Genomic DNA, 21,153 nt, shown 5'->3' on the forward strand with positions numbered 1-21,153 from the left:
AAGGCAAAAAAATAGTACTATTTGAAATTTTAGAGGTGTTCTCCGGATACTATTCATTTTACTTTTGGGATTGATAGGAACACAGATTTATATTGAAACCAATCCCAGCACATCATGAATATTACATTTTTATTAAAAAAACAGTATTGGTGTTTAGTAATCTTAGTTTTTTATAGCTCATCTTATGGGAATCCGATTTTCAGTAACGAGCGCCCAACGAGCCCCACACTGCTCTATAACGAAGGTCGTCTGCAAGATCAGACCATCACAGGTATGGTTCTTGACGGAAACGACCAGCCCTTGCCCGGTGCAAGTATCGTTGAAAAAGGCACGTCGAACGGAACCCAGACCGATTTCGATGGGAACTTTGAGCTGCAGGTAACGGACGAAAATGCAGTATTGGTCATTTCCTATATCGGATTTGCCACCCAGGAAATTCCACTTTCGGGACAGACATCCATAACAGTATCCTTACAGGAAGATGCTGCCAATCTCGATGAGGTCGTGGTCATCGGTTATGGTACCCAGAAAAAAAGTGACCTTACCGGTGCTGTCGGATCTGTTAAGTCCGAAGAACTGGCCGAAAGACCTGCAGCCTCTATGAACCAAGCCATGGCCGGAAAAGTTTCCGGGGTGAACGTAACCTCGGGTTCAGGGCGGCCTGGAGGGAGAACCGTGGTTCGAATTAGAGGAAATACTTCCGTAAGTATTGCCAATACGCCGCTCTATGTGGTCGATGGGGTAATACTTAATTCCGTTAGCCTTCCCAATGGTAGCACACCTATCGACTACATGAACCCCAATGACATTGAGTCTATTGAAGTTTTAAAAGACGCTTCCGCTACCGCCATTTACGGCGCAAGGGGTGCGAACGGGGTCATATTGGTCAGTACTAAACGAGGTACTTCGGCCGGTGGCCGCGTTAATTACGATGTAGATTTTAGTCTTGGCACGCTACCCAAAAAGCTGGAATTGTTGAATTCCGAAGAGTTTTTGAGGGTTGAGGAAATTGCGTATGCGAACGCCGAAAAATATGACCCGGCCGGATGGGCTGGAGGGGCCTATACCGATCCTCGAACAAAACGGACCGACCCACGTTTATTCGATGCCGAGGGCAACCCGCTTTACAATACCGATTGGCAAGATGAGGCCATAAGGGCCTCTTTCTCCCAAAACCACCAACTTTCTTTTACAGGAGGAAACGAGAAGGGTACTTATGGCCTGTTTATGGGCTTTCGTGACGAAGAGGGTCTAATCGTTGAGTCTTGGTTGAAACGCTATTCGGGTAGATTTACCATGGATACCGACATCAATGACTGGTTGAAAGTCGGGGGTAGTTTAAGTTATAACGATCAAAACGAAAAGCAGATCGACCAGCTTGGCGGCGGGGGCATAACCACCATGCGCCAGGTATTTGAAGCTTTGCCTATTATCCCAGTCCGTTATGCCGACGGAAGCTGGGGCTCCAATATCGATTATCCTGGCATGGAAGGGGGCGGTAGTCCGGTTGCAGTAGCCAATGACCGCAGGTATTTCCTTAAGACCCAAACCGTTTTGGGGAACTTCTATAGTAATATTGCCCTTCATAAAAACTTGCAATTGCGGACCACTATCGGGGCCAATATCATCAATCAGAGAAATGATTATTACGGAGGTCGGGACCTAAGGTATATTGCAAGGCCGGACGGTGCGGCATATGTCGACAACTCCCGGTACAACTCATGGCAGTTTGAAAACTATTTGACCTATAACAAAGATTTTAATAGTGATAACTCGTTAACGGCCATGTTAGGACTTTCTTGGCAGCATATAGATGAATTCGAATCAAGAGCATCTACTAGAGGTTTTGCCGATGACTTTTATGGCTTTAACAACCTTGGGGCCGGATCCAACCCACAGACCCCGACCTCCAGCAGAGTTGCTTACGGACTCAATTCTTATTTTGGCCGGGTCAATTACAGCTATAAGAATAAATATCTCTTGACCTTGACCGGAAGGGCCGACGGTTCTTCGAAATTCGGTCCCGAAAATCAATTTGCGTTTTTCCCGTCGGCGGCATTGGCATGGCGGGTTTCAGGGGAAGATTTTCTATCCCAGAACGAAACGATATCCAATTTAAAACTGCGAGCCAGCTACGGGGCAACGGGTAACTCAGAAATTCCTGCATATAGGGCCTTGGCGGGACTACAAAGTGGCACTGTAATCTTTGCGGGTGACCGTGCCCCTTACACTGTTCCACAGCGTATGGCCAATCCCGATCTGCGATGGGAGAAAACCGAGCAGGTAGATGTCGGACTTGAACTGGGTCTTCTCAACAACCGAATTGCCCTAGAGGTCGATCTGTACCGAAAATTGACTTCGGACATGCTGCTCGATGCGCCTGTTCCCGCTACAAGTGGCTTTACCAATGTATATAGAAACGTGGGCAGTATGGAGAACAAAGGGGTTGAAGTTAGCTTGAACACCATCAATATTGACAATGAGCTTTTTGGATGGAGCAGTAATTTCAATATTTCCATCAATAAGAACGAAGTAACCGCGCTATCCGGGGGTTCCGATATCTTTTTGGGCTCTACGCTTATTCGAGTCGGGGAACCCGTGAGTACCTTCTACGGATATATCGACGAGGGTACCTGGAATACGGATGAAGCCGATCAAGCTGCTATTTATGATAGGCTGCCAGGTGATATCAAATACCGTGACCTTAACGATGATGGAGCAATCAACAGCGATGACCGGGCTATAATCGGAAAAGGTATTCCAGATGGTTTCGGAACTTTTTCCAATACGTTTAGATATGGTAACCTTGAGCTTCTGGTCGACCTACAGTTCCAGTACGGCAATAGTGTGATGTACCGTGACGAACACTCGGCCGAAGATCGTCAAACTATCGCGAACAGTTTCAAAACGGTCTTAAATGCTTGGACTCCGGACAATCAAGATACCCATATCGCCCAAATTAGGCCGATTGCCGCTGGTTATGATACCCATAACGATTCCGGGAAATTGAAAGATGCATCGTTCTTAAGAGGTCGAAATCTCATGCTGTCCTATAATTTTAAACCTGAATTGGTCAAGCGCCTGCATTTAAACCGTCTTAGATTATATACTTCGGTGCAAAATTTCTTTGTAGTCACAGATTATCCGGGGTACGACCCTGAAAGTTCCAATGGCGGCGGCACCTTCGATCAGGGCTTCTCTCTATATGACTATCCAAGACCACGTACTTTTGTGCTCGGTTTAAATGTGGGACTATAACAACAAAAAATATAAAAACATGAATACCTATAGATTTTCTATAAAAACTATCGCGATCATGACAATAGTGTCATGCACCTTGGCCTGTAGTGATTTTCTAGATGAAGAAGACGCCTCTAACTTTACTACCGACACCTATTTTACCAGTGCCGAACATGCAGAAAGTGCGGTCAATGGTATCTATGAACCACTGATCCCCATTACAAATAGTGGCTTTGGAGGGGGCACCTGGTTAATGCTCGAATTTGCAACTGGCTTGGCCAATACTGCCCTAGGACAGGCAACGAATATTTATCTGGTAAAGGATTTGATCAATAATTCGGATAATGGATACGGCGAAAGTTTCTGGAACGAATATTATACAGGTATTTCCAGAGCCAATCTAGCGATTGAAAAAATTCCGGAAATAAATATGGACGAGACCGCAAAACAGAACTATTTGGCGGAAGCCAAGTTCTTTCGGGCATATTATTATTTCGGATTGGTACGGATGTTCGGCAATATTCCCATTATAACAGATCCGATCGACCTGAATTCTGAGCAATTATATCCGGAGCAAGCGGACCCCGCAGCAGTTTACGATTTAATTATCGCTGATTTGACAGAAGCTGAAAATTCAAGCCTACCCTGGAGGGATGAAGCGGGAAGGGTATCCATGGGAGCTATAAAAACACTTTTGGCCGATGTGTATTTAACCTCGGCTGGCTATCCCCTTCAGCAAACCGAAAATTACCAGCTTGCCGCCGCTAAGGCCAAAGAGGTCATTGATTCGGGAGAGTTTCGTTTGTTCGATAGCTATGATGAACTTCACGATCCCGCTACCAAGAACACAGGAGAATACATTTTCATGACCCAATTTGCGGCCAATATCCAATCAGGGAACTGGCAACCTGCAATACTGCCCTACAACTTGGGAATTTCGGCCTATTCCGCCCAGACCGGCGGTATCTTTTCGACCAATGAGTTTGCCGACTCCTATGAGGTTGGCGATAAAAGGGCCGAAGAAAAGCAGTTTTATTTCACTAGCTATTCGTTAGAGGCGGATCGAAGCGACAGTACCAACTTGGGAGCTCCTTATATATTTAAACTTTTTGATATTCAAGCGAATGAAGAGAGTGCCCAATCGGATTTAAACTGGGGTATATATCGGTATGCCGACGTTTTATTGATGTACGCAGAAGCTTTGAACGAAGCTGAAGGTCCGACAGTAGAAGCGTACAATGCCGTTAATCTGATCAGGCAACGCGCAGAACTTAATGATTTGACGGGCCTTTCACAGGACGCTTTCAGGGAAGCGGTACGAATCGAGCAAGTGCATGAATTAAGCTTTGAAAATAAGACCTGGTACGATATGGCCAGATGGAGAAAAGCCTATGATCCGGAGACCAATGAATTGAAGGATTTCGTAGGGCACACTTTCACCTATCTGCCCAACAAAGCGCTTACGGAACGGGAACTGTTGTTTCCGATTCCGACATCTGAAATGCAGAACAATCCTAATCTGGTACAGAATATGGGGTATTAAATGAGCGTTTTAAATGCTGTTTATTATTTTGGCTCTACCATTATTTCTGTGAAAACAGTTGTTATTGAGTTTGACCAAAAGATGAAAGGAGGAGGGAACAAAGAAAATAAAGGACACATGGATATTTTCAGTCATAGGTCTGCCATTTCGGATGTTCCGGAAAATGTATTCGTCTTTCTTCCTTGCTCTTTCCGTCTTTTTTCCATTGGTGATAGCTTCCGATTGCCGAGGGAATCCTGAAATTTCCCACAAAGTTCAGGGTAGAACCTTATCTTTTAATGCCCGCCCGGTCACAGGCGGGTGTTTCCCTTTTTTTCGCGCCAAAGTATCACGAATAGCGAAAGTTAAGGTGGGTCAAAGATGAGAGCAGGGCTCTAGGGGTCGGTGGATTCCCGACCCTACATGAATCCCTACCATCCATACAACTCTTCTTCCTACATAAAACGTTTTGACCTACATTTATCCCTGTGCCAATTCTACAATTCGATGGGTGTTTTCTGAAAAACAGAAAATTGCCATGACTAGGTCCTGTCAATTGGCCCCTCGTTCCCCCATGCATTACATCAATATCATAATTACATCAAAAAAAGCATCATGGGAACAAGAAGAAACGCCAAATTTTTATCGGCAACGGAAAAAGAAAATTTTGTAAAGGCCTGCGTGCACATGAAGGCGGACATCGTCAACCCGACCGCGGCGGCCAACGATCAGTACAGCAAATGGGACGAGTTTACGGCCATCCATTGGATGATACAGAACGCTGACTCCCCTGGCACAAACAACGTTAATTTTGGTCATGGCGGCCTGGGAAGCTATAGCTTTTTGAGCTGGCACCGCTATTTTCTCTTCCTTTTCGAGGAGCAATTGCGAAGTTATTTTCCTGCGGATGACGTAAGGTTGCCGTATTGGGACTGGCAGGACCCCGCGGCCATCATGACCGATGATTTTATAGGTCCCGACGGTGATCCTGGCTCGAACAATGTAATTCAACAGGGTTATTTTGCGGTAGACAGCCCCGGTACCGGAAGCAACGCCACGCCCGCTCCGGGATGGTGGCCGGCTGGTCTCGATGGCTGGAGGATTCCCGATATGTTCCCTTCTTCCACGACGGGAGGCCTAAGAAGAAATACCGGTAATCCGGCCAACCTGCCCACTACCCTTGATATCCAGGAAACGCTCGCCATGACCGACCTTCGTGACTTTCAGGATGCCCTGGAATCGGGCGGAGGGCTCACCAATAGTGCTACCATGAGGATGCACAACAGCATGCATGGCTGGATCGGGGGTTCGGGCGGGCACATGAACAATCCCGACGTTTCGCCTTCGGATCCTTTTTTCTATTTGCTGCACTGCAACGTTGATCGGCTGTGGGCCATGTGGCAGATGGACGGGCACGAGAACGAGTATCCCGTCGCCGGGGGAAACCCCGAACATCACCGCAACGATCTCATGTATCCTTATACAGGGGGCGCGGCCGGTTACGGGACGAACGTAGGGATTTCCTCGGATATTCCGATGCCCGATTTTAGCGGGCTAGGTCCCCAGACCAACGGTGATACATTGGACTTTAGAAACGCTTTTGGCTATACCTACGACACCATCGCAATTATGGGCATCGGCCTAGACCGTACGGGGAGCATGATGGGGCTCACCCCGGATCCCATGGTCAGTACCAACCCCGACGTCACCAAATGGGAAGCGGCAAAGCGGGGCGTGTCCGCTTTTCTACAAGACGCCGAAACCGTCCAGGAAAGCGGGGCCATCTACGTCATGGCCGGTATCAAAACGTTCAGAAGCCTGGGCGGCAATCAGTTCGATGCAGTATTTAATGCGCCGAACTTCGGACTGGTCAAGACGGGCACCGATTTTAGCCAGGCCGATTTCGACCTTAACGTTGCGGCCATGTCGCCTGGGGGCGGCACCCCGCTGGCCGATGCTCTGGCCGACGTGCAGAACAATGTCGTAGAACCTCCGTTCGGGGGCAACCCGGCAGACGAGCAACGCTACCTGGCCCTGTTGACCGACGGAATGCTCACCTCGGGCTCCCCAATGGCCTCCATTCCCGATGGAAGCTACGGTAGAACGGCCATCTTCGCTATGGGCTTCGGTACGGGTGCGGATGTAGATTATCCGACCTTGGCCTCCGTGGTGGCCAAAGGAAAGACGCTGACCAGCCAACAGGTCTTTCAAGGGGAGAACGCGGGAACCATTGATAAATTTTATTCCGAGGCCCTGGCCGCTGCCATCGGTTTTACCACCATTTTTGATCCGGTCTTGGAGCTGTTCGCCGGGGAGCATGCCCATATGTACTTTCACGCGACCTCGGCGGAAGATATTTTCTATATCACCGCACAGGGAATGGACTTCCAGGACCGGAACTGGACCTTTATGCTGCACGGACCCAATGGACAGCTATTCTACGGTGACATGGACGGTCATCGGCACGATGACGGTTGCCACCATTGCTGTCCCGCCCCCTTGGTAACCGCCAAGAAATCCAACGGAAGACTGACCTTGGTCGTGCAAAGAGGAAATACCGGAAAAGATTGTTGGGTGGGGAAATGGGCCTTGATGGTCCTTTATAAGACTAAGAGCCTTGACAGTATGATGATGCCGGTTTTAGGGGAAATGCTGTTCCCCGTCGCCGCAGGGGCCATCAAAGGCCCGCGATACGCCAGGCTCACGGTGCCACCGGGAAAAAGGACGCCTCCACGCAACTTGCCCCATAAAAACCTGCACGGACTCGATTTCAGGACGGTAAGCACCAATAACAGTTCACGGGATGCCTGTCACATAGTGGTCAACATCTATGCGAGGACCTCCCTTAAAGTGCAGCTTCAGACCGAGAAAATTCTAATAAATCCCGGAAATGAAATCAAGATCGGGGTACGTACGGATTCCTCCATGGGAGCGATACACGGATTAAAGGGCCTTGCGAGAATGGTATCCCCCAGTTTTGATATCCACGATATACTGCCCCGTGACAAGGTCATCGACATCCTCAAACAAAATGAGGCCGAGGACAATTATGGAAAAGTGGAAGATATTGCCCTTTTGCTCGCCCGACTCGAAAAGAAAAAGGAACTGAACTTTATCGATGACAGCGAGGTCGCGGTGGTAAGCCATAAAGAAGGTCCACTGCACTTGCATAGCAAGGCTACCAAAGTACCGGGCACCTACCATTTCGGAATATATGTCGAGGGGGCTTACGCTCCGAATGCCAAATCCGGAAAAAAAGGACATAACGGGCACGGCGAATCCACCGAAGATACCGAAATGGAGACCTTCTCCAGAATTTTGAACCTTAGCGTATCGGTAAGTGAATAAGGGAAGCTGCAAAGGATTGTGAACAGGGGCGTATCACGGAAGGATGCGCCCTTTCCTCATCTCCTTACATAAAAATCGCCTACCTTAAGTCCCTTTTCCTGATAGTAGCCCTCATCCCGGAACTCAAAACGCGTAGGCTCGAAGTCGCCCACGAGGCTAACATCGGCCTTTTCGGGAACGGGCAGGTCCATTGACCAGAAGACGCCGTTGACCAGCAGCCTACGGGTACCTTCGATAAGCATGTCGCTGGCGGCCCCGACCGTGGTAGTGAATGCCCTACCTTTTTCTCCGCCCGGCAGTTGGTAGCTTTTGGTCCAAGCGATGGGCATTTTGACATCGTTCACGGTTTTGCCCTCATTGTTCACTTTGGCCACTTCGTCATCGGAAGGTCGCATGCCGTAATGGATATCGGTCTCGTCGTAATCCCCTTTTCTGTTCATTACCTGACCGTAGAGTAGAGGCTCCGCATCGCCCGGAAGTGGTAAACGGACTTCATATACATCGGAAGCTCCCCAAACATCTCCGTCTTCGATACCGTTGGTAATAGGATGGTCACGGACATCTTCGAAAATCATCCCCCGTTGGCTTTGGTGTCTATGGTGTCCATGGTGTGCGATCCAATGTTCGCCCAAAACGAGTCGGCCGAAACCACCTTGCCATTCCGATCGGTCTCCGTTGTAGTAATTGCCGTAGTGCCGATAAGACGATTCCGAATCTTCCGGAAACATAAAGGCATGGGTCGCCGTGCGGATGCCCATAACCGGTTTCCCGGCCATCAAATAATCGTCAATGTGCTTCATCTGTTCATCGGGCAGGGCGCGGAAGCGGGTAAAGACGACCATCATGTCCGCCTTGTCCAAAGCCTCCAAGCCCGGGATGTTGTTCACGTAATTCGCATCTACGATTCCCGGATTATCGGGGTCCTGCGCAAAAAGCACCGTACAGTTGAAACCGTGATGTTCCGATAGAATTTTCGCCAGTTGCGGCAGGGCTTCCTCAGACCGATATTCCTCATCTCCCGAAATTAAAACAATGTTTTTTGCACCGGGACCATCGCCCTCGAAAACAAGCTGTTCTTTTGGTGGTTCTTCCTGTTGCACCGTTTCCGCAACGGATTTTTTATCCTCTTTACAGGCGAACAGGGTACAACAAACAAAAATGTAGAGTAATTTTTTCATAATTGAAGTTTTTTGATTCTTAAACACCGAGGGCCTCCATCCAAAGGACTACGACAAAAGTAAAAACCCTGCGATTGTTGAGGCTTTCTTCCGCGGGGGCACCTTGATGGACTTGCCCTTGGATAATCTATTGTTTTTAAATATTACCCTCTCCTATCTCTTTGGCATCCGACTCCTAGCCTCTAACCCTTTTTGAATCAATCGCAGGCCTTCGGTATAAATCTCCTCCGCCGGGGAATAGTCCCGCCATACGTTGATGGCATTGGCGAATTCGGGAATGATCGTACTGAAGGCCTCGATAGTCAGCCAGCCATCGTATTCGATTTCCTTGAGCGTGTCGAAAACACTGTCCCAATGGATCTGGCCGCTACCTGGGGTGCCCCGGTCGTTTTCACTGATATGCACGTGCTTGAGCACCGGCGCGATGGTCTTTAGTGCTTCGGACTGACTTTTCTCCTCGATATGGGCGTGATGGGTGTCGAACATGGCTCCCAAGTTGGGGTGGTCAACAGCTTCTACCAAAGTTTTTAGATCGGCCATGGTATTGTAGAGATAGCATTCGAACCGATTGACGGCTTCGGGGGTTAAAACGATATTCGCATCTGCAGCGTATTCGGCCGCCTTCCGCAATTGCTCCACACTGCGTTGGCGTTCGTCCGCCGTCGGCGGTTGTCTTGTGAAATAGGCGAAAGTGGAGTGGAAGGGACCACAAATAATCTCCGCATTGGCTGCTTCGGCCACATCTATCGACCACTTTAGCTTATCGAGTCCCGCTGCCCGAAACTTTGGATCAGGACTGGCAATATTCTCCTCCGGGGCCAAGCTGGCAACTGCCGTGACTCCCATTTCGATAGCGTCAAAATGCTTCCCAAGCTTGGCATAGTGCGAGATATTGCCTTCCCCTAAAAAAAGTTCGATCCCGTCAAATCCGGTGTTTTTTAAAGTTTCTATTACGGGAAAGTGCTCTGAAGTCACGTGGTTCGTCCACAGCAACATATTCATTCCGATTTTCATACGCTTGAATGTTTTTAATTACCTGAAAATAAATTAATCAAAAAAAATCCGCAGCCCGTCCGTCCCGTTCGGGCGGGAATGAATTTTTCGGGCCGGCTGAGAATTTCGATAGCTATCGGGATAACCACTACGCTCTCCCCATTAAAATTTTAACCCCCCCCCCGCTATCTGGCCCGGTCGCTGCAACTATCTGTCAAACATTTTTGACGCTCTGACCAGTCCAGGAATTCTTAAATTTTCTTGATGCTCGTTTCTTGTAATTCTTATTTGAGGGTTATTGATTGAATCAAAAATACGACCCTCTAAATATATAGGGAAAGGCAAAAATAAAATTCCTGTTTTTTCCGAAAGCCTGACACTTTTTTGTCCTGCGGAAGCAATTTTTCGATACTCTACCAAAAACCTACTTCGGTCGATTCTATTTTTTTTCGACGCCGGACTTTTCGTCGAGACGGGTCGCCACACTAATCAAAATTGGGCATATTCTAGAATACTCAGGCCGACCTAAGAAATCCCCGCCTTGATGTTCAGAAACAATTTTTGATATTCATGCGGACTCATTTCTACGATGGACTTGAACTGTCGGTTAAAGTTCGATAAGGTATTGAATCCGCATTCGTATGATATTTGGGAGATGTTGAAATTGTCCTCCAGCAGTAGTTTTCGTGCATGGCCTATTCTGATTTCATTGACAAAGCGCGTAAAGGTTTTGTTGGCCCGGGGCTTGAAGTACCTGCAGAACGAGGTGGTGGTCATGTTCAATAGGTCGGCCACATCCTGTAGTTCTATTTTTGTCGTGAAGTGCTTCATCACGTAATCGTAGACCAAATGCATTTTCTCCGCGTCGTTAGTTTTAAAGACGCCCGTGTAACCAGGACTCGACAACAGGTTGTAGGTCTCGCTATCCGCCATTACCTCCAGGATCTCCAGTAGATTGATGATGCGCTTAAACCCTTTTTTTGGAGGAATCCCTTGCATAAGCCGATACACATCGCGCGGGGTGCTTCCGTAGAATTCGATGCCTCTCGACGCATTTTCGACCAGTTTCCTTAAGGTGTAAAACTCCTCCCGGCGGAGAAGGGGGGGACTCATCAGCTCTTGGTCGAAATAGATTACCATGGCATGGGTGCCAAGGGGGTTGTTCTTTTCAAAATAGGCCTCTTCACTACGCCATAGATGAGGAAGGTTGGGTGGCGTCAATACCAGATCACCCTCCTTAAAGGTCTGTACGTGATCGCCTATAAACCGTGTTCCTTTCCCCTTGATGATATAGGATATCTGAAATTCCGGGTGAAAATGCCATTTCGGGTTGAAATAGGGACTCTTAAGGTCCTTAAAAATAAAAGCCTGTCTCGAGGTAATGGTCTTTTCAATATTAGGGCTGCTCATAATTTTCCTTAGAAATAGGATTCTTGGGAAAGATAAGACAAAAAAGTGTCATCTTTTACGAAGATAGTGGGAATATAGTGTTGGATGCTGTGTTAAATTTGTAAGGACAGTTGGTGAGATGCCAGAACAAGTGTTCGTGTTTTTAGAATAGAACGCTTGAGTCCTTCCAAGTGTGAGACTGCTTCCCAATTGAAGCGAGGTCGTTTTCAAGATGATGCATTTTTGAAAATTAGCTTTAGAAAGGGAGAGAATTAGCCTCTATCAAATAACTTGGACGAAAGAATGTTTAAATTCCGATTTTCTTACGTCGCAAAAATCCCTATTTTTAGTGGACGGAGCATGACATAAAATAATTACCGCGAATAATTTAAAAAAAGGACAAATGCCAAAAAATAATTTTCCAAAACTACACAATGCCTCATGGCCAGGTGTCGTCGGGAAAGGTCCCGATTCTGAACCTGCAATCGATATCGATACCCTGATCGACCTGACCGCGGACGCGGAGGTCGATGGGGTGAAATTCGACGGGATCGATCTTTTTGCTGCCGATCCGCACCTCGATATCGATGCCGACGACGATGTTCTCAAGAGAATGGCGGACAAGGTCGCCGCAAAAAATTTGAAAATCGGAAGTCTGGTAGCCCCGATCTGGGCTCCGGTAGGAGGAGGTTCGGCCATGGGTTCGGCGGAAGAACGGCAGAAATTCGTGACCCAGGTCCGAAAGGCCTGCGAAATCGGCCAAAAATTCCGTGAACTCGGTATCCGGCCCTCGGGGGTGGTGCGTATCGATTCTTCCGTAGATCCCATCACTTGGGAGGCCGATCCCGTAGAGAACAATAAATTAATAGTACAGACTTTCCGTGAGGCCTGTGACGTAGCCGCGGACTACGGGGAATCACTTGCGGCCGAAGGGGAGATATGCTGGGGCGGTATGCACGGCTGGAAGACCATGGTCGAAAACCTCGAGGCCGTGGATCGGCCCAACATCGGATTTCAGGCCGATATGGCACATACCTTATTATACCTCTTGGGATACAATAAACCCGACGAGCGCATCTTGCCCCAAGACTTCGATTGGAACGATCGGGAGACGCTGACAAAAGGACTCGAAAAACTGACCGCTGCCCTACGGCCGTGGACCATCGATTTTCACGTCGCGCAGAACGACGGTACTGTTTTCGGTTCCGGTTCCCACGACAAGACCGGTAGGCATTGCCTGGCCGACGACCCCAATGGCAAGCTCGATATCGCCGTAGATGCGGGACACTGGCTGCGCGACGAAAACGGAAATTTGACCAAGAAGTTGCGTCATATCTGTTGGGACGGTTGTATGTTCCCCAATGAGGTCATGATGAAGCCGAAAACTTGGAACGATATTCTGGCCGCCATGATAGCGGTTAGGGAGAAGCACGGGTGGTACGAGGAAGAGTAGGCGGTAGCAGTAGGCAGTGGCAGTTAGCAATCTGAATTGATTAAATACATAGAACAATATAGACAATGAGCAATAAAAAAGACTTACGGATCGGCTTGGTCGGGTATGGCTTTATGGGCCGTACCCACTCGAACGCCTATAGAAGGGTGCCCAATTTTTTTCCCGATTTACAATACAATCCTATTCTGAAGGCGGTCTGTGCCAGGAACGAAGAACGGGTCAAGGCCTTCGCGGAACAATGGGGCTACGAATCCTTCGAAACGGATTGGCGCAAATTGGTGGCGCGCGATGATATCGACGCAATCGATATCTGTACCCCGAACCACATGCACGCCGAAATCGCTATTGCTGCGGCAGAGGCAGGAAAAATGGTGCTGTGCGAGAAACCCTTGGCCCGTACCGTTGCCGAGGCCCAGCCGATGGTCGATGCCGTCGAAAAGGCCGGGATCGCCAATACGGTATATTACAACTACAGGAGGGTTCCTGCTGTGACCCTGGCCAAGCAGCTGATCGACGCCGGAAAACTCGGCAAAATTTTTCACTACCGAGCGAACTTTTTGCAGGATTGGACCATCAGTCCGGAACTGCCCCAAGGTGGCGAGGGCACGTGGCGGTTAGACAATGACGCTGCCGGATCCGGAGTGACCGGTGACCTGTTGGCCCATTGTATCGATACGGCAATGTGGTTAAACGGCGGCATTAAGGATGTCTCCGCCGTGACAGAGACCTTTATCAAAGAACGGGTGCATTCCAAAACCGGAGAAAAACAGAAAGTGACCATCGATGATGCGTGTTTGTTCCATTGTCATTTCGACAATGGATCTTTAGGGCTGTTCGAAGCCACCCGGTATGCCAGGGGCCATAAAGCGCTATATACTTTTGAGATCAATGGCGAACATGCCTCCATTAGATGGGATTTACACGACCTATCGCGATTGGAGTACTTCGACCACCGCGATGAATCCGTCGAGAGGGGTTGGCGCTCCATTCATGTCACCGATGGTGATCAGCCTTATATGGACAAGTGGTGGGTTCCGGGACTCTCTATCGGATACGAACACAGTTTTGTCCATCAGGTAGCGGACTTTCTGAAAGCTTTGGAGGAAGGAAAACCTTGCTCCCCCACCTTTAAGGAAGCCCAAGAAACCCAGAAAGTCTGTGAGGCGGTTCTGGAATCGGCGAAGTCCAGAAGCTGGAAGGACACCGGGGTGGAGTGGAAATAAGGTCGGCAGTGGCGGTAGCGGTTTTTAGTCAATGACCCGCCCGAGAAGGTTCAAGGTTCAATGGCGCCAAAGGCGCGTTAAAGGTTCGGGGTTTTTAACTTTCAACCTTATACCTTGAACAGCTGCGCAGCAGCGATTGAACCTTAAACCAAAACACTTGAAATTAAAAATCGGACAATTAGCCTAAAAAAACAATGATAGAACAACTAAAAGGCTTCTGCCTACAAGGTCGTGAAAGAATTTATCCCGGTTCGGAGGGTTCTGTGACCGCCAATACCGCAGTGGTTGAAATGAAGACTCCAGAGCTTCGGGAAGGAGAGATTTTGGCAAAAACGCTATATACTGGAATTTGCGGATCAGACAACAGTGCCGCCTTGGGCAAACCGAATTTTGATTGGGTCGAACGGCCTCGAATCATCGGTCACGAATTCAGTGCCGAAATTCTCGAGCTGGGTCCCGGCGACCACGATGGCCTCAAGGTCGGCGACCGCTTTACGCCCTTGGCGATGCTGGGCTGCCAAGATGAGGACTGCCCCGCCTGTAGCGTGGCGAAATGGAACCTCTGTCCGGAAAAACAGATTATTGGTTTCCATAGAAATGGAGGATTCGGACAGCAAGTGGTATTGGAATCCGACCGGGTCGTCCCGCTTATGAAAGGGCTCTCCCCTCAACAAGGGGCATTGGTAGAACCGCTGTCCGTTGTCGTAAATGCCCTATACCACAAATGTCACATTAAGCCAGGTGACGATGTGGTCGTGACCGGATGTGGAATCATAGGTCTTATGTCCGCCGAATTGGCAAAGGCCGCTGGGGCCAGGGTGCTGGTGACCGGCATCGCACACGACCGTGACATCCGTTTGAAAAAGGCCGGGGAACAGGGATTTATCACCATTGAGGTATCCCCCGAAAACACGCTCGCACAACAATTAAAAGCGGGAATCGAAGATGCCGATGGAATTCCCTTCGGCACCAACGGACAAGTTGACCTGTTGATCGAATGTTCTGGCGTACCCCAAGTGCTTTCCGAAGCTATATCCGTTGTCCGACCGGAAGGCGATATTTGTGTTATCGCCACCTACCCCAAGGAAGTTGCCATCAACGCTACCCACTTGACCCGTACCTCGTTGAACATGCGAGGATCGATGGGATCTTGTAGAGAGGATTATAGGGTTGCCCAAAAATTAATGGTAACGGGTGTTTTTCCCGCTGATGCCTATATCGACGCCTATGATTTTAAGGACATCACCCAAGCCTTCGAAGATTCTATTGGTGCGAACAATGTAAAAGCGGTTGTTAAAATGAACTAAACACTGTCGAATCAAATCTAACATTCAACAAAAATGAGCAGAATCTTCATAACAGGCGGTACGGGTTGCATCGGAGCGGTCACGATATATAAATTATTACAGTATTCCGAAGTCGAAAAAATTGTAGTCGCTACCCGTTCGAGCAACAAAGAACCCTTAAAATTATGGCTGGGCGAAGGCTTGGATGCACGTTTGGAATTTGTAAAGTTGGATGTATCGAACTATGAAGCCATTTCGGAACTATTACCGAAAATCGACCCCACCCACATCATACACTTGGGCGCCTATCAGAGTCCCGATTGTTCGAGGGACCACATCGGCGGGATGCAGATCAATACGGGGGGTACGATGGCGCTTTTCGATGCTGCCGAAAAACTTGCGAATCTGAAGCGGTTTGTATTCGCAAGTTCCGCGGCGGTGTACGGCAAAAGGGCCATGTATCCTCAAGAACTTATTTCGGAGAATGTGCCCCTGGCACCCCCGAACCACTATGGAATTTGGAAGTTGGCGGGAGAGCATTTGGCCCGGTTATTCTACGACACTACTGGCGTCCCGACCCTGTGTCTGCGTATTAATACGACGTATGGCAAAGGTCGGGACAAAGGAAAGACCTCGGCACCGACCAACGCGATGAAGGCGGTGGCCCTAGGGACCGTGTCCGGAGAGAAGATTCCCTTTGAAATGCCATATCAAGGCCGAGAAAACTATCATTTTGTGGAGGATATCGGCAGTGCATTTGCGGAGTGCACCTTGCAGTCCTACGAAGGGTTCGGGGCATTTAATGTAAAGGGCGAGACCATCCCTATTCCGGAATTTTTAAAAATCATCGAAAAGGAGGCAGCTCTTCTCGAAATGGATGAATTTGCAAAATTCTCGATTGCCGAGGATGCCGACCCCAACCTCTTCGTATGCGATCTCAACCACGGAAAAATAGACACGACGTTTAAAGACCTTCCGCTGACTCCAATCGCGGAAGGAGTAAGGAAATCACTGATAGAATTTAGGGATATGGCGGAAAAAGGGAGTTTGGAATTTTCAAGTCCCGCCTCATGAAAAGCATTGGAATCGGATTTATTGGAGCGGGCGACATCGCGGATCTACACGCCGAGGCCGTAAATGGACTTCAAGGTGCCGAGTTGGTCGGATTGTGGAACCGGACTCCGGGAAAAGGCCGGGCCAAAGCGGAGAAATTCGGGTGCAAGACCTATGACTCGGTCAACGAGCTGCTCGAGGATCCCGATATCGATGCTGTCTTTGTGTTGACCAATATGGAGACGCATTGCGAATACACGATACGTGCGGCAGAGGCCGGAAAGCACATTCTTGTCGAAAAACCGGCAGCTTCCAGTATTTCAGAGCTGGAGCGGATGCAGGATGCAGTTGATAAGGCGGGAGTGAAATGTATGCCGGTACACAATTATATTTATGAGCCGGGCATCAAAAGGGCGAAAGCCATGATCGAAAAGGGCCAGCTGGGTACAATCACGCAATTTTATATGATGTACAACATCCATCATGCGCACGAAATCAGGGCGCGTTATCCAGGGGTAATTAGACAGATTTTGACCCATCATAGTTATACCATGTTATATCTTGCCGGGCAGCCGAAGACCGTTTCCTGTTTGAAATACACTTCGGATCCGAGCTTGGCGCCCCAGGAGAACTTGGCCATGGCGAACTTGCGGATGCAAAACGGATCCTTATCGCATCTCTGTGCCAGTTTTGCCAACGACGACCATGCAGGCGATCCCTGGTCATGCATCATCAAGGTTATGGGAACCAAAGGTAGCACCCGGTACAGCTACCGAGATTTTGTAATCAACGCTGCCAATGGTCCCCATTCACAGACCTATCAATGCTATCCGGAATCCATAAAGAACACGGCGGTCCATTTTATCGACCAAGTCATCCGCAATGATGAAAACCCGTTGTCCAGCTTGGAAGACGCCATCACCTGTCAGCGAATCATCGAGGCCTGTGAGAGGTCGGAAACGGAAGGGGTTCATGTAAGATTAGAATCGAGACTTGAGACTTAAGACATGGAACGTAAGGTTTGAAACTTTAATATGGAGATTTGAGAAATAGGAGTCTAGACAACCTAGTAGAATAATTTCGAAACCGTCCCAAAAGTGGCTAGCATCCCTAAAAAAATTAGATTTTTTCATACTTGACCAAGTGACCAAGTGACCAAGTGACCAAGTGACCAAGTGACCAAGTGACCAAGTGACCAAGTGACCACTAAATACCAACATCTAAACTAAACATTTAACAAAATGCCAAAGAAAAACAAAGTCCTTTTTGGGGCAATAGTTTTACTGCTGGTCATCTTTACCGGTTGTACCGACAAAGAAGAGGGCCTGGTCGAAGTACATGATAAAGACCATATCGTGTTGATAGGAAACAATCTCGCTTCCCGAATGATGGATTTTGGCCATTTCGAGACGGAGCTGCACCTGCGCTACCCCGATAGTACCCTGTTTATCCGAAATATGGGCGACGGGGGCAATACGCCGGGTTTTCGGCCCCATTCCTCACGGAATTCCCCCTGGGCCTTTCCGGGTGCGGAAAAATTCCAAACGGAATATGCCAATGAGTCGGGTAGCATCGGTCATTTTCCTACCGAAGACGAATGGTTGACCGATCTAGAGGCCGATATTATCATTGCCTTCTTTGGTTACAGCGAATCCTTTCAAGGTGCCGAAGGTGTTCAGAATTATAAGGATGAACTGCAGGCCTTTATCGAACATACCAAAACACAAAAATACAACGGCGAATCGGCACCGGAACTGGTATTGGTCTCGCCCATCGCGTTTGAGGACCTGTCCGATAAAATGGACCTGCCCGATGGCGTCGCCGAAAACAAGAACCTCGAGATGTACGCGGAGGCTATGGCCGATGTGGCCGCGCAGAACGGCATAGGCTTCGTGGATGCCTTCGAACCCAGTAAGAATTGGATGGATTCCGACGAAAAAGATATAACCTCCGACGGCTTCCAATTGAATGACTACGGATACCAAAAATTTGCCGAGCTTCTGGCCGATCAAATTTTCGGAGAGAAGGATGCTGTGGCCGAATCGAAAAGGGAGGCGGTGACCGACGCCGTGGTGGAAAAAAACTGGTACTGGCACCATGATTTTAAGATTCCCAATGGGGTGCATGCCTACGGACGGCGCTATGACCCCTTCGGTCCTGACAACTACCCTTACGAGATAGAAAAAGTCCGTCAAATGACGGCCAATCGGGATACGGCAATCTGGAACGCCGCCGCTGGAAAGACCACCGATCTGGCTGCCATGGACGCAAAGACCCGCGTATTGCCCCCTGTGGAGACGAATTATAAGGAAGTCAATGGATCCGGAGACCCCAAATACCTTTACGGACAGGATGCCCTCGACAAAATCGACGTGCCCGACGGCTATAAAATAGAACTTTTTGCCTCCGAGGAAGAGTTCGAGGACTTGGCCAACCCGGTACAGTTATCCTTTGACAACAAAGGTCGCCTTTGGGTGGGGGTCATGCCAAGCTATCCACATTGGAAACCCGGCGACGGAAAGCCGAACGATAAATTGCTTATTCTAGAGGATACCGATAACGATGGCAAGGCGGACAAACAGACCGTGTTTGCCGATAGCCTGAGCCTGACCATCGGGTTTGAATTGGCTCCCGAAGGCGTGTATGTCTCCCAGGCCCCTGACCTCGTATTGCTCAAGGATACCGACGGGGACGACCATGCAGATACCCGCGAGGTACTGCTCAGTGGCTTCGATGACCACGATACGCATCATGCGATCAGCGCTTTTACGGCCGACCCCAGTGGGGCTCTCTACATGGGTGAAGGTGTCTTTTTGCATACCAATGTGGAGACCGCTTACGGCACCGTTCGGGCGACCAATGGCGGCTTTTACCGGTACAGTCCACAAAGGCATCGTCTCGAACGTACCGCGCAGTTGCCCATCCCCAATCCCTGGGGGATTGCCTTTGACGAATGGGGTCAACCGTTTTTCGCCCATACCTCGGGCCCTGACGTTACTTGGATGCAACCTGGAACCATCAAGTCGCGCTACGGTCAATCGAGTCCGCTTCCCAAGAATATTATCGAGGATGAACATCGCGTACGGCCGACGTCGGGACTGGAGTTCGTTTCCAGCCGACATTTTCCGGATGAGGTGCAGGGCGATCTGTTGATCAATAATACCATCGGTTTTTTGGGGACCAAACAGCATGTTGTGGTCGACGACCCGGAATCATCGGGGTACGTCAGTGAACATCGTGTGGACCTGGTGACCTCCTCCGATACGAATTTCCGTCCCGTGGATATGGAATTCGCCCCCGATGGCTCGCTGTATTTCGTGGACTGGCACAATGTACTGATCGGGCATATGCAGCACAACGCCCGTGATCCATTGCGTGACCATGTACACGGTAGAATATATAGAATGACGTATCCTTCGCGCCCCTTGGTAGAACCGGCAGAAATCGACGGGGCCTCCATCGAGACTCTGTTGGATAATCTCAAATTGCCCGAATACCGTTCCCGATACCGGACCCGCCGAGAACTTCGGGGCCGGGATGCGGAAAAGGTACTGCCCCAACTGAAAACATGGGTCGCGGACCTTGATACTTCCGACCCCCGCTACGAACACCATCTGTTGGAAGCTCTTTGGGTGACCTGGGGCCTGAACCAAGTGGACAAAGATCTTTTGATACAATTGCTGAACGCCGACGATTTTCGGGCCCGAGCCGCCGCCGTAAAGGTTTTGCGGTATACCGGGCACCAAATTCCCGAGCAGGCGGATCTGCTGATGGCAGCCGCCAAGGACGAAAACCCACGGGTCCGTTTAGAGGCTCTAGTGGCCGCCTCTTGGTTGGATGAGCAGACGGGCGTGCCGATTGTAGAGGCCGCGGGGGAACTGCCGATGGACGATTGGATGCAAAAACCCTACGAAGCGGCCTTGGCCCATTTAAAAGATCATAATCTGGGGGAAGATGAGTCCGGTAAAACGAAAACGGATCTCGAGGGAGCCGCCAAGGAATTGTTCGTTAAGGGTGAGGAAATCTATAACCGCGAAGGCTTTTGTGTTACCTGTCATCAATCCGATGGACAGGGATTGAGCGCATCGCAATTCCCGCCTTTGGCAGGTCAGAAATGGGTGACCGGCAGTGAGGAACGTTTGATCAAACTGACCTTAAAGGGACTTATGGGGCCGCTTGAGCTTGAAAACAAGTCCTACCCCGGGCAAGTACCTATGACGCCTTTCGGAGGTATGCTCAACGATGAGGAGATTGCGTCGGTATTGACCTTCGTGCGGAACAGTTTCGGCAACAAAGCCGACCCCATCGACCCGGAGAAGGTAAAAGAAGTGAGGGAGGCAATCAAGGATAAGGAAGGTTTCTATTCGCCTGCCGAGTTGTTGAAAGAGCACCCGATGTAGTAGGTAGCCTACAACTGAACGCTGAATCCTTTTAAAACCTAAACCCGATGTACAACGGTGAGACTTAG

Annotated in this window: 13 protein-coding genes; 10 read left to right on the forward strand and 3 right to left on the reverse strand. The window is 49.3% G+C overall.

Features of this window, described 5'->3' with window-relative positions; all coding sequences use genetic code 11:
• Positions 1–249 precede the first annotated feature (249 nt).
• The 4 genes from RQM65_RS11785 to RQM65_RS11800 all read left to right on the forward strand — a co-directional run bounded on the left by RQM65_RS11785 (position 250) and on the right by RQM65_RS11800 (position 8,110).
• Positions 250–3,258: a SusC/RagA family TonB-linked outer membrane protein gene (locus RQM65_RS11785; RefSeq protein ID WP_432279867.1), complete on the forward strand. Its 3,009-nt coding sequence runs from the start codon at positions 250–252 to the stop codon at positions 3,256–3,258.
• A 19-nt stretch (positions 3,259–3,277) separates the two neighbouring features.
• The gene (locus RQM65_RS11790; protein ID WP_314015230.1) at positions 3,278–4,783 is read left to right on the forward strand and encodes a RagB/SusD family nutrient uptake outer membrane protein; all 1,506 of its coding nucleotides are present in this window, start codon (positions 3,278–3,280) and stop codon (positions 4,781–4,783) included.
• The gene (locus tag RQM65_RS11795) at positions 4,784–5,023 is read left to right on the forward strand and encodes a hypothetical protein (RefSeq protein WP_314015231.1); all 240 of its coding nucleotides are present in this window, start codon (positions 4,784–4,786) and stop codon (positions 5,021–5,023) included.
• A 354-nt stretch (positions 5,024–5,377) separates the two neighbouring features.
• Positions 5,378–8,110 carry a tyrosinase family protein gene (locus tag RQM65_RS11800; RefSeq protein WP_314015233.1) on the forward strand — a complete coding sequence of 911 codons (2,733 nt, stop codon included), beginning with the start codon at positions 5,378–5,380 and terminating at the stop codon, positions 8,108–8,110.
• Between the two features lie 56 nt (positions 8,111–8,166).
• Here the strand turns inward: RQM65_RS11800 and RQM65_RS11805 are convergent, their stop codons facing one another.
• From RQM65_RS11805 to RQM65_RS11815, 3 genes are all read right to left on the reverse strand, one after another.
• Complete coding sequence (locus RQM65_RS11805; RefSeq protein WP_314015235.1) at positions 8,167–9,288, reverse strand: ThuA domain-containing protein; 1,122 nt, start codon at positions 9,286–9,288, stop codon at positions 8,167–8,169.
• 153 nt (positions 9,289–9,441) lie between these two features.
• Positions 9,442–10,302, reverse strand: coding sequence for a sugar phosphate isomerase/epimerase family protein (locus RQM65_RS11810; RefSeq protein WP_314015237.1), 861 nt, complete (start codon positions 10,300–10,302; stop codon positions 9,442–9,444).
• A 504-nt stretch (positions 10,303–10,806) separates the two neighbouring features.
• A complete protein-coding gene (locus RQM65_RS11815; protein WP_314015239.1) occupies positions 10,807–11,691 on the reverse strand; it encodes an AraC family transcriptional regulator in 885 nt (294 codons plus the stop codon).
• Between the two features lie 382 nt (positions 11,692–12,073).
• Here RQM65_RS11815 and RQM65_RS11820 point away from each other — a divergent pair, with 382 nt between their 5' ends.
• The 6 genes from RQM65_RS11820 to RQM65_RS11845 all read left to right on the forward strand — a co-directional run bounded on the left by RQM65_RS11820 (position 12,074) and on the right by RQM65_RS11845 (position 21,085).
• Positions 12,074–13,123 carry a sugar phosphate isomerase/epimerase family protein gene (locus tag RQM65_RS11820; protein WP_314015240.1) on the forward strand — a complete coding sequence of 350 codons (1,050 nt, stop codon included), beginning with the start codon at positions 12,074–12,076 and terminating at the stop codon, positions 13,121–13,123.
• A 65-nt stretch (positions 13,124–13,188) separates the two neighbouring features.
• Positions 13,189–14,346: a Gfo/Idh/MocA family protein gene (locus tag RQM65_RS11825; RefSeq protein ID WP_314015242.1), complete on the forward strand. Its 1,158-nt coding sequence runs from the start codon at positions 13,189–13,191 to the stop codon at positions 14,344–14,346.
• A gap of 194 nt (positions 14,347–14,540) precedes the next feature.
• Positions 14,541–15,653 (forward strand): zinc-dependent alcohol dehydrogenase, encoded by a 1,113-nt coding sequence (locus tag RQM65_RS11830; RefSeq protein WP_314015244.1) that lies wholly within the window; start codon positions 14,541–14,543, stop codon positions 15,651–15,653.
• A 33-nt stretch (positions 15,654–15,686) separates the two neighbouring features.
• Positions 15,687–16,706, forward strand: coding sequence for an NAD-dependent epimerase/dehydratase family protein (locus tag RQM65_RS11835; protein ID WP_314015245.1), 1,020 nt, complete (start codon positions 15,687–15,689; stop codon positions 16,704–16,706).
• Positions 16,703–17,689, forward strand: a complete 987-nt coding sequence (locus RQM65_RS11840) for a Gfo/Idh/MocA family protein (protein ID WP_314015247.1) — start codon at positions 16,703–16,705, stop codon at positions 17,687–17,689. The genes RQM65_RS11835 and RQM65_RS11840 overlap by 4 nt, the downstream gene beginning before the upstream one ends.
• A 237-nt stretch (positions 17,690–17,926) precedes the next feature.
• Entirely contained in the window at positions 17,927–21,085 is a 3,159-nt protein-coding gene (locus RQM65_RS11845) for a PVC-type heme-binding CxxCH protein (protein ID WP_314015249.1), read from the forward strand.
• Positions 21,086–21,153 lie beyond the last annotated feature (68 nt).

This window comes from Pricia mediterranea (assembly GCF_032248455.1).
GTDB classification, from domain to species: Bacteria; Bacteroidota; Bacteroidia; order Flavobacteriales; family Flavobacteriaceae; genus Pricia; species Pricia mediterranea.

Bases quoted from the DNA above. Each gene is read 5' to 3' on its own strand.
- RQM65_RS11790 (WP_314015230.1), top strand. From the start codon at position 3,278: ATGAATACCTATAGATTTTCTATAAAAACTATCGCGATCATGACAATA.
- RQM65_RS11795 (WP_314015231.1), top strand. From the start codon at position 4,784: ATGAGCGTTTTAAATGCTGTTTATTATTTTGGCTCTACCATTATTTCT.
- RQM65_RS11800 (WP_314015233.1), top strand. From the start codon at position 5,378: ATGGGAACAAGAAGAAACGCCAAATTTTTATCGGCAACGGAAAAAGAA.
- RQM65_RS11805 (WP_314015235.1), bottom strand. From the start codon at position 9,288: ATGAAAAAATTACTCTACATTTTTGTTTGTTGTACCCTGTTCGCCTGT.
- RQM65_RS11810 (WP_314015237.1), bottom strand. From the start codon at position 10,302: ATGAAAATCGGAATGAATATGTTGCTGTGGACGAACCACGTGACTTCA.
- RQM65_RS11815 (WP_314015239.1), bottom strand. From the start codon at position 11,691: ATGAGCAGCCCTAATATTGAAAAGACCATTACCTCGAGACAGGCTTTT.
- RQM65_RS11820 (WP_314015240.1), top strand. From the start codon at position 12,074: ATGCCAAAAAATAATTTTCCAAAACTACACAATGCCTCATGGCCAGGT.
- RQM65_RS11825 (WP_314015242.1), top strand. From the start codon at position 13,189: ATGAGCAATAAAAAAGACTTACGGATCGGCTTGGTCGGGTATGGCTTT.
- RQM65_RS11830 (WP_314015244.1), top strand. From the start codon at position 14,541: ATGATAGAACAACTAAAAGGCTTCTGCCTACAAGGTCGTGAAAGAATT.
- RQM65_RS11835 (WP_314015245.1), top strand. From the start codon at position 15,687: ATGAGCAGAATCTTCATAACAGGCGGTACGGGTTGCATCGGAGCGGTC.
- RQM65_RS11840 (WP_314015247.1), top strand. From the start codon at position 16,703: ATGAAAAGCATTGGAATCGGATTTATTGGAGCGGGCGACATCGCGGAT.
- RQM65_RS11845 (WP_314015249.1), top strand. From the start codon at position 17,927: ATGCCAAAGAAAAACAAAGTCCTTTTTGGGGCAATAGTTTTACTGCTG.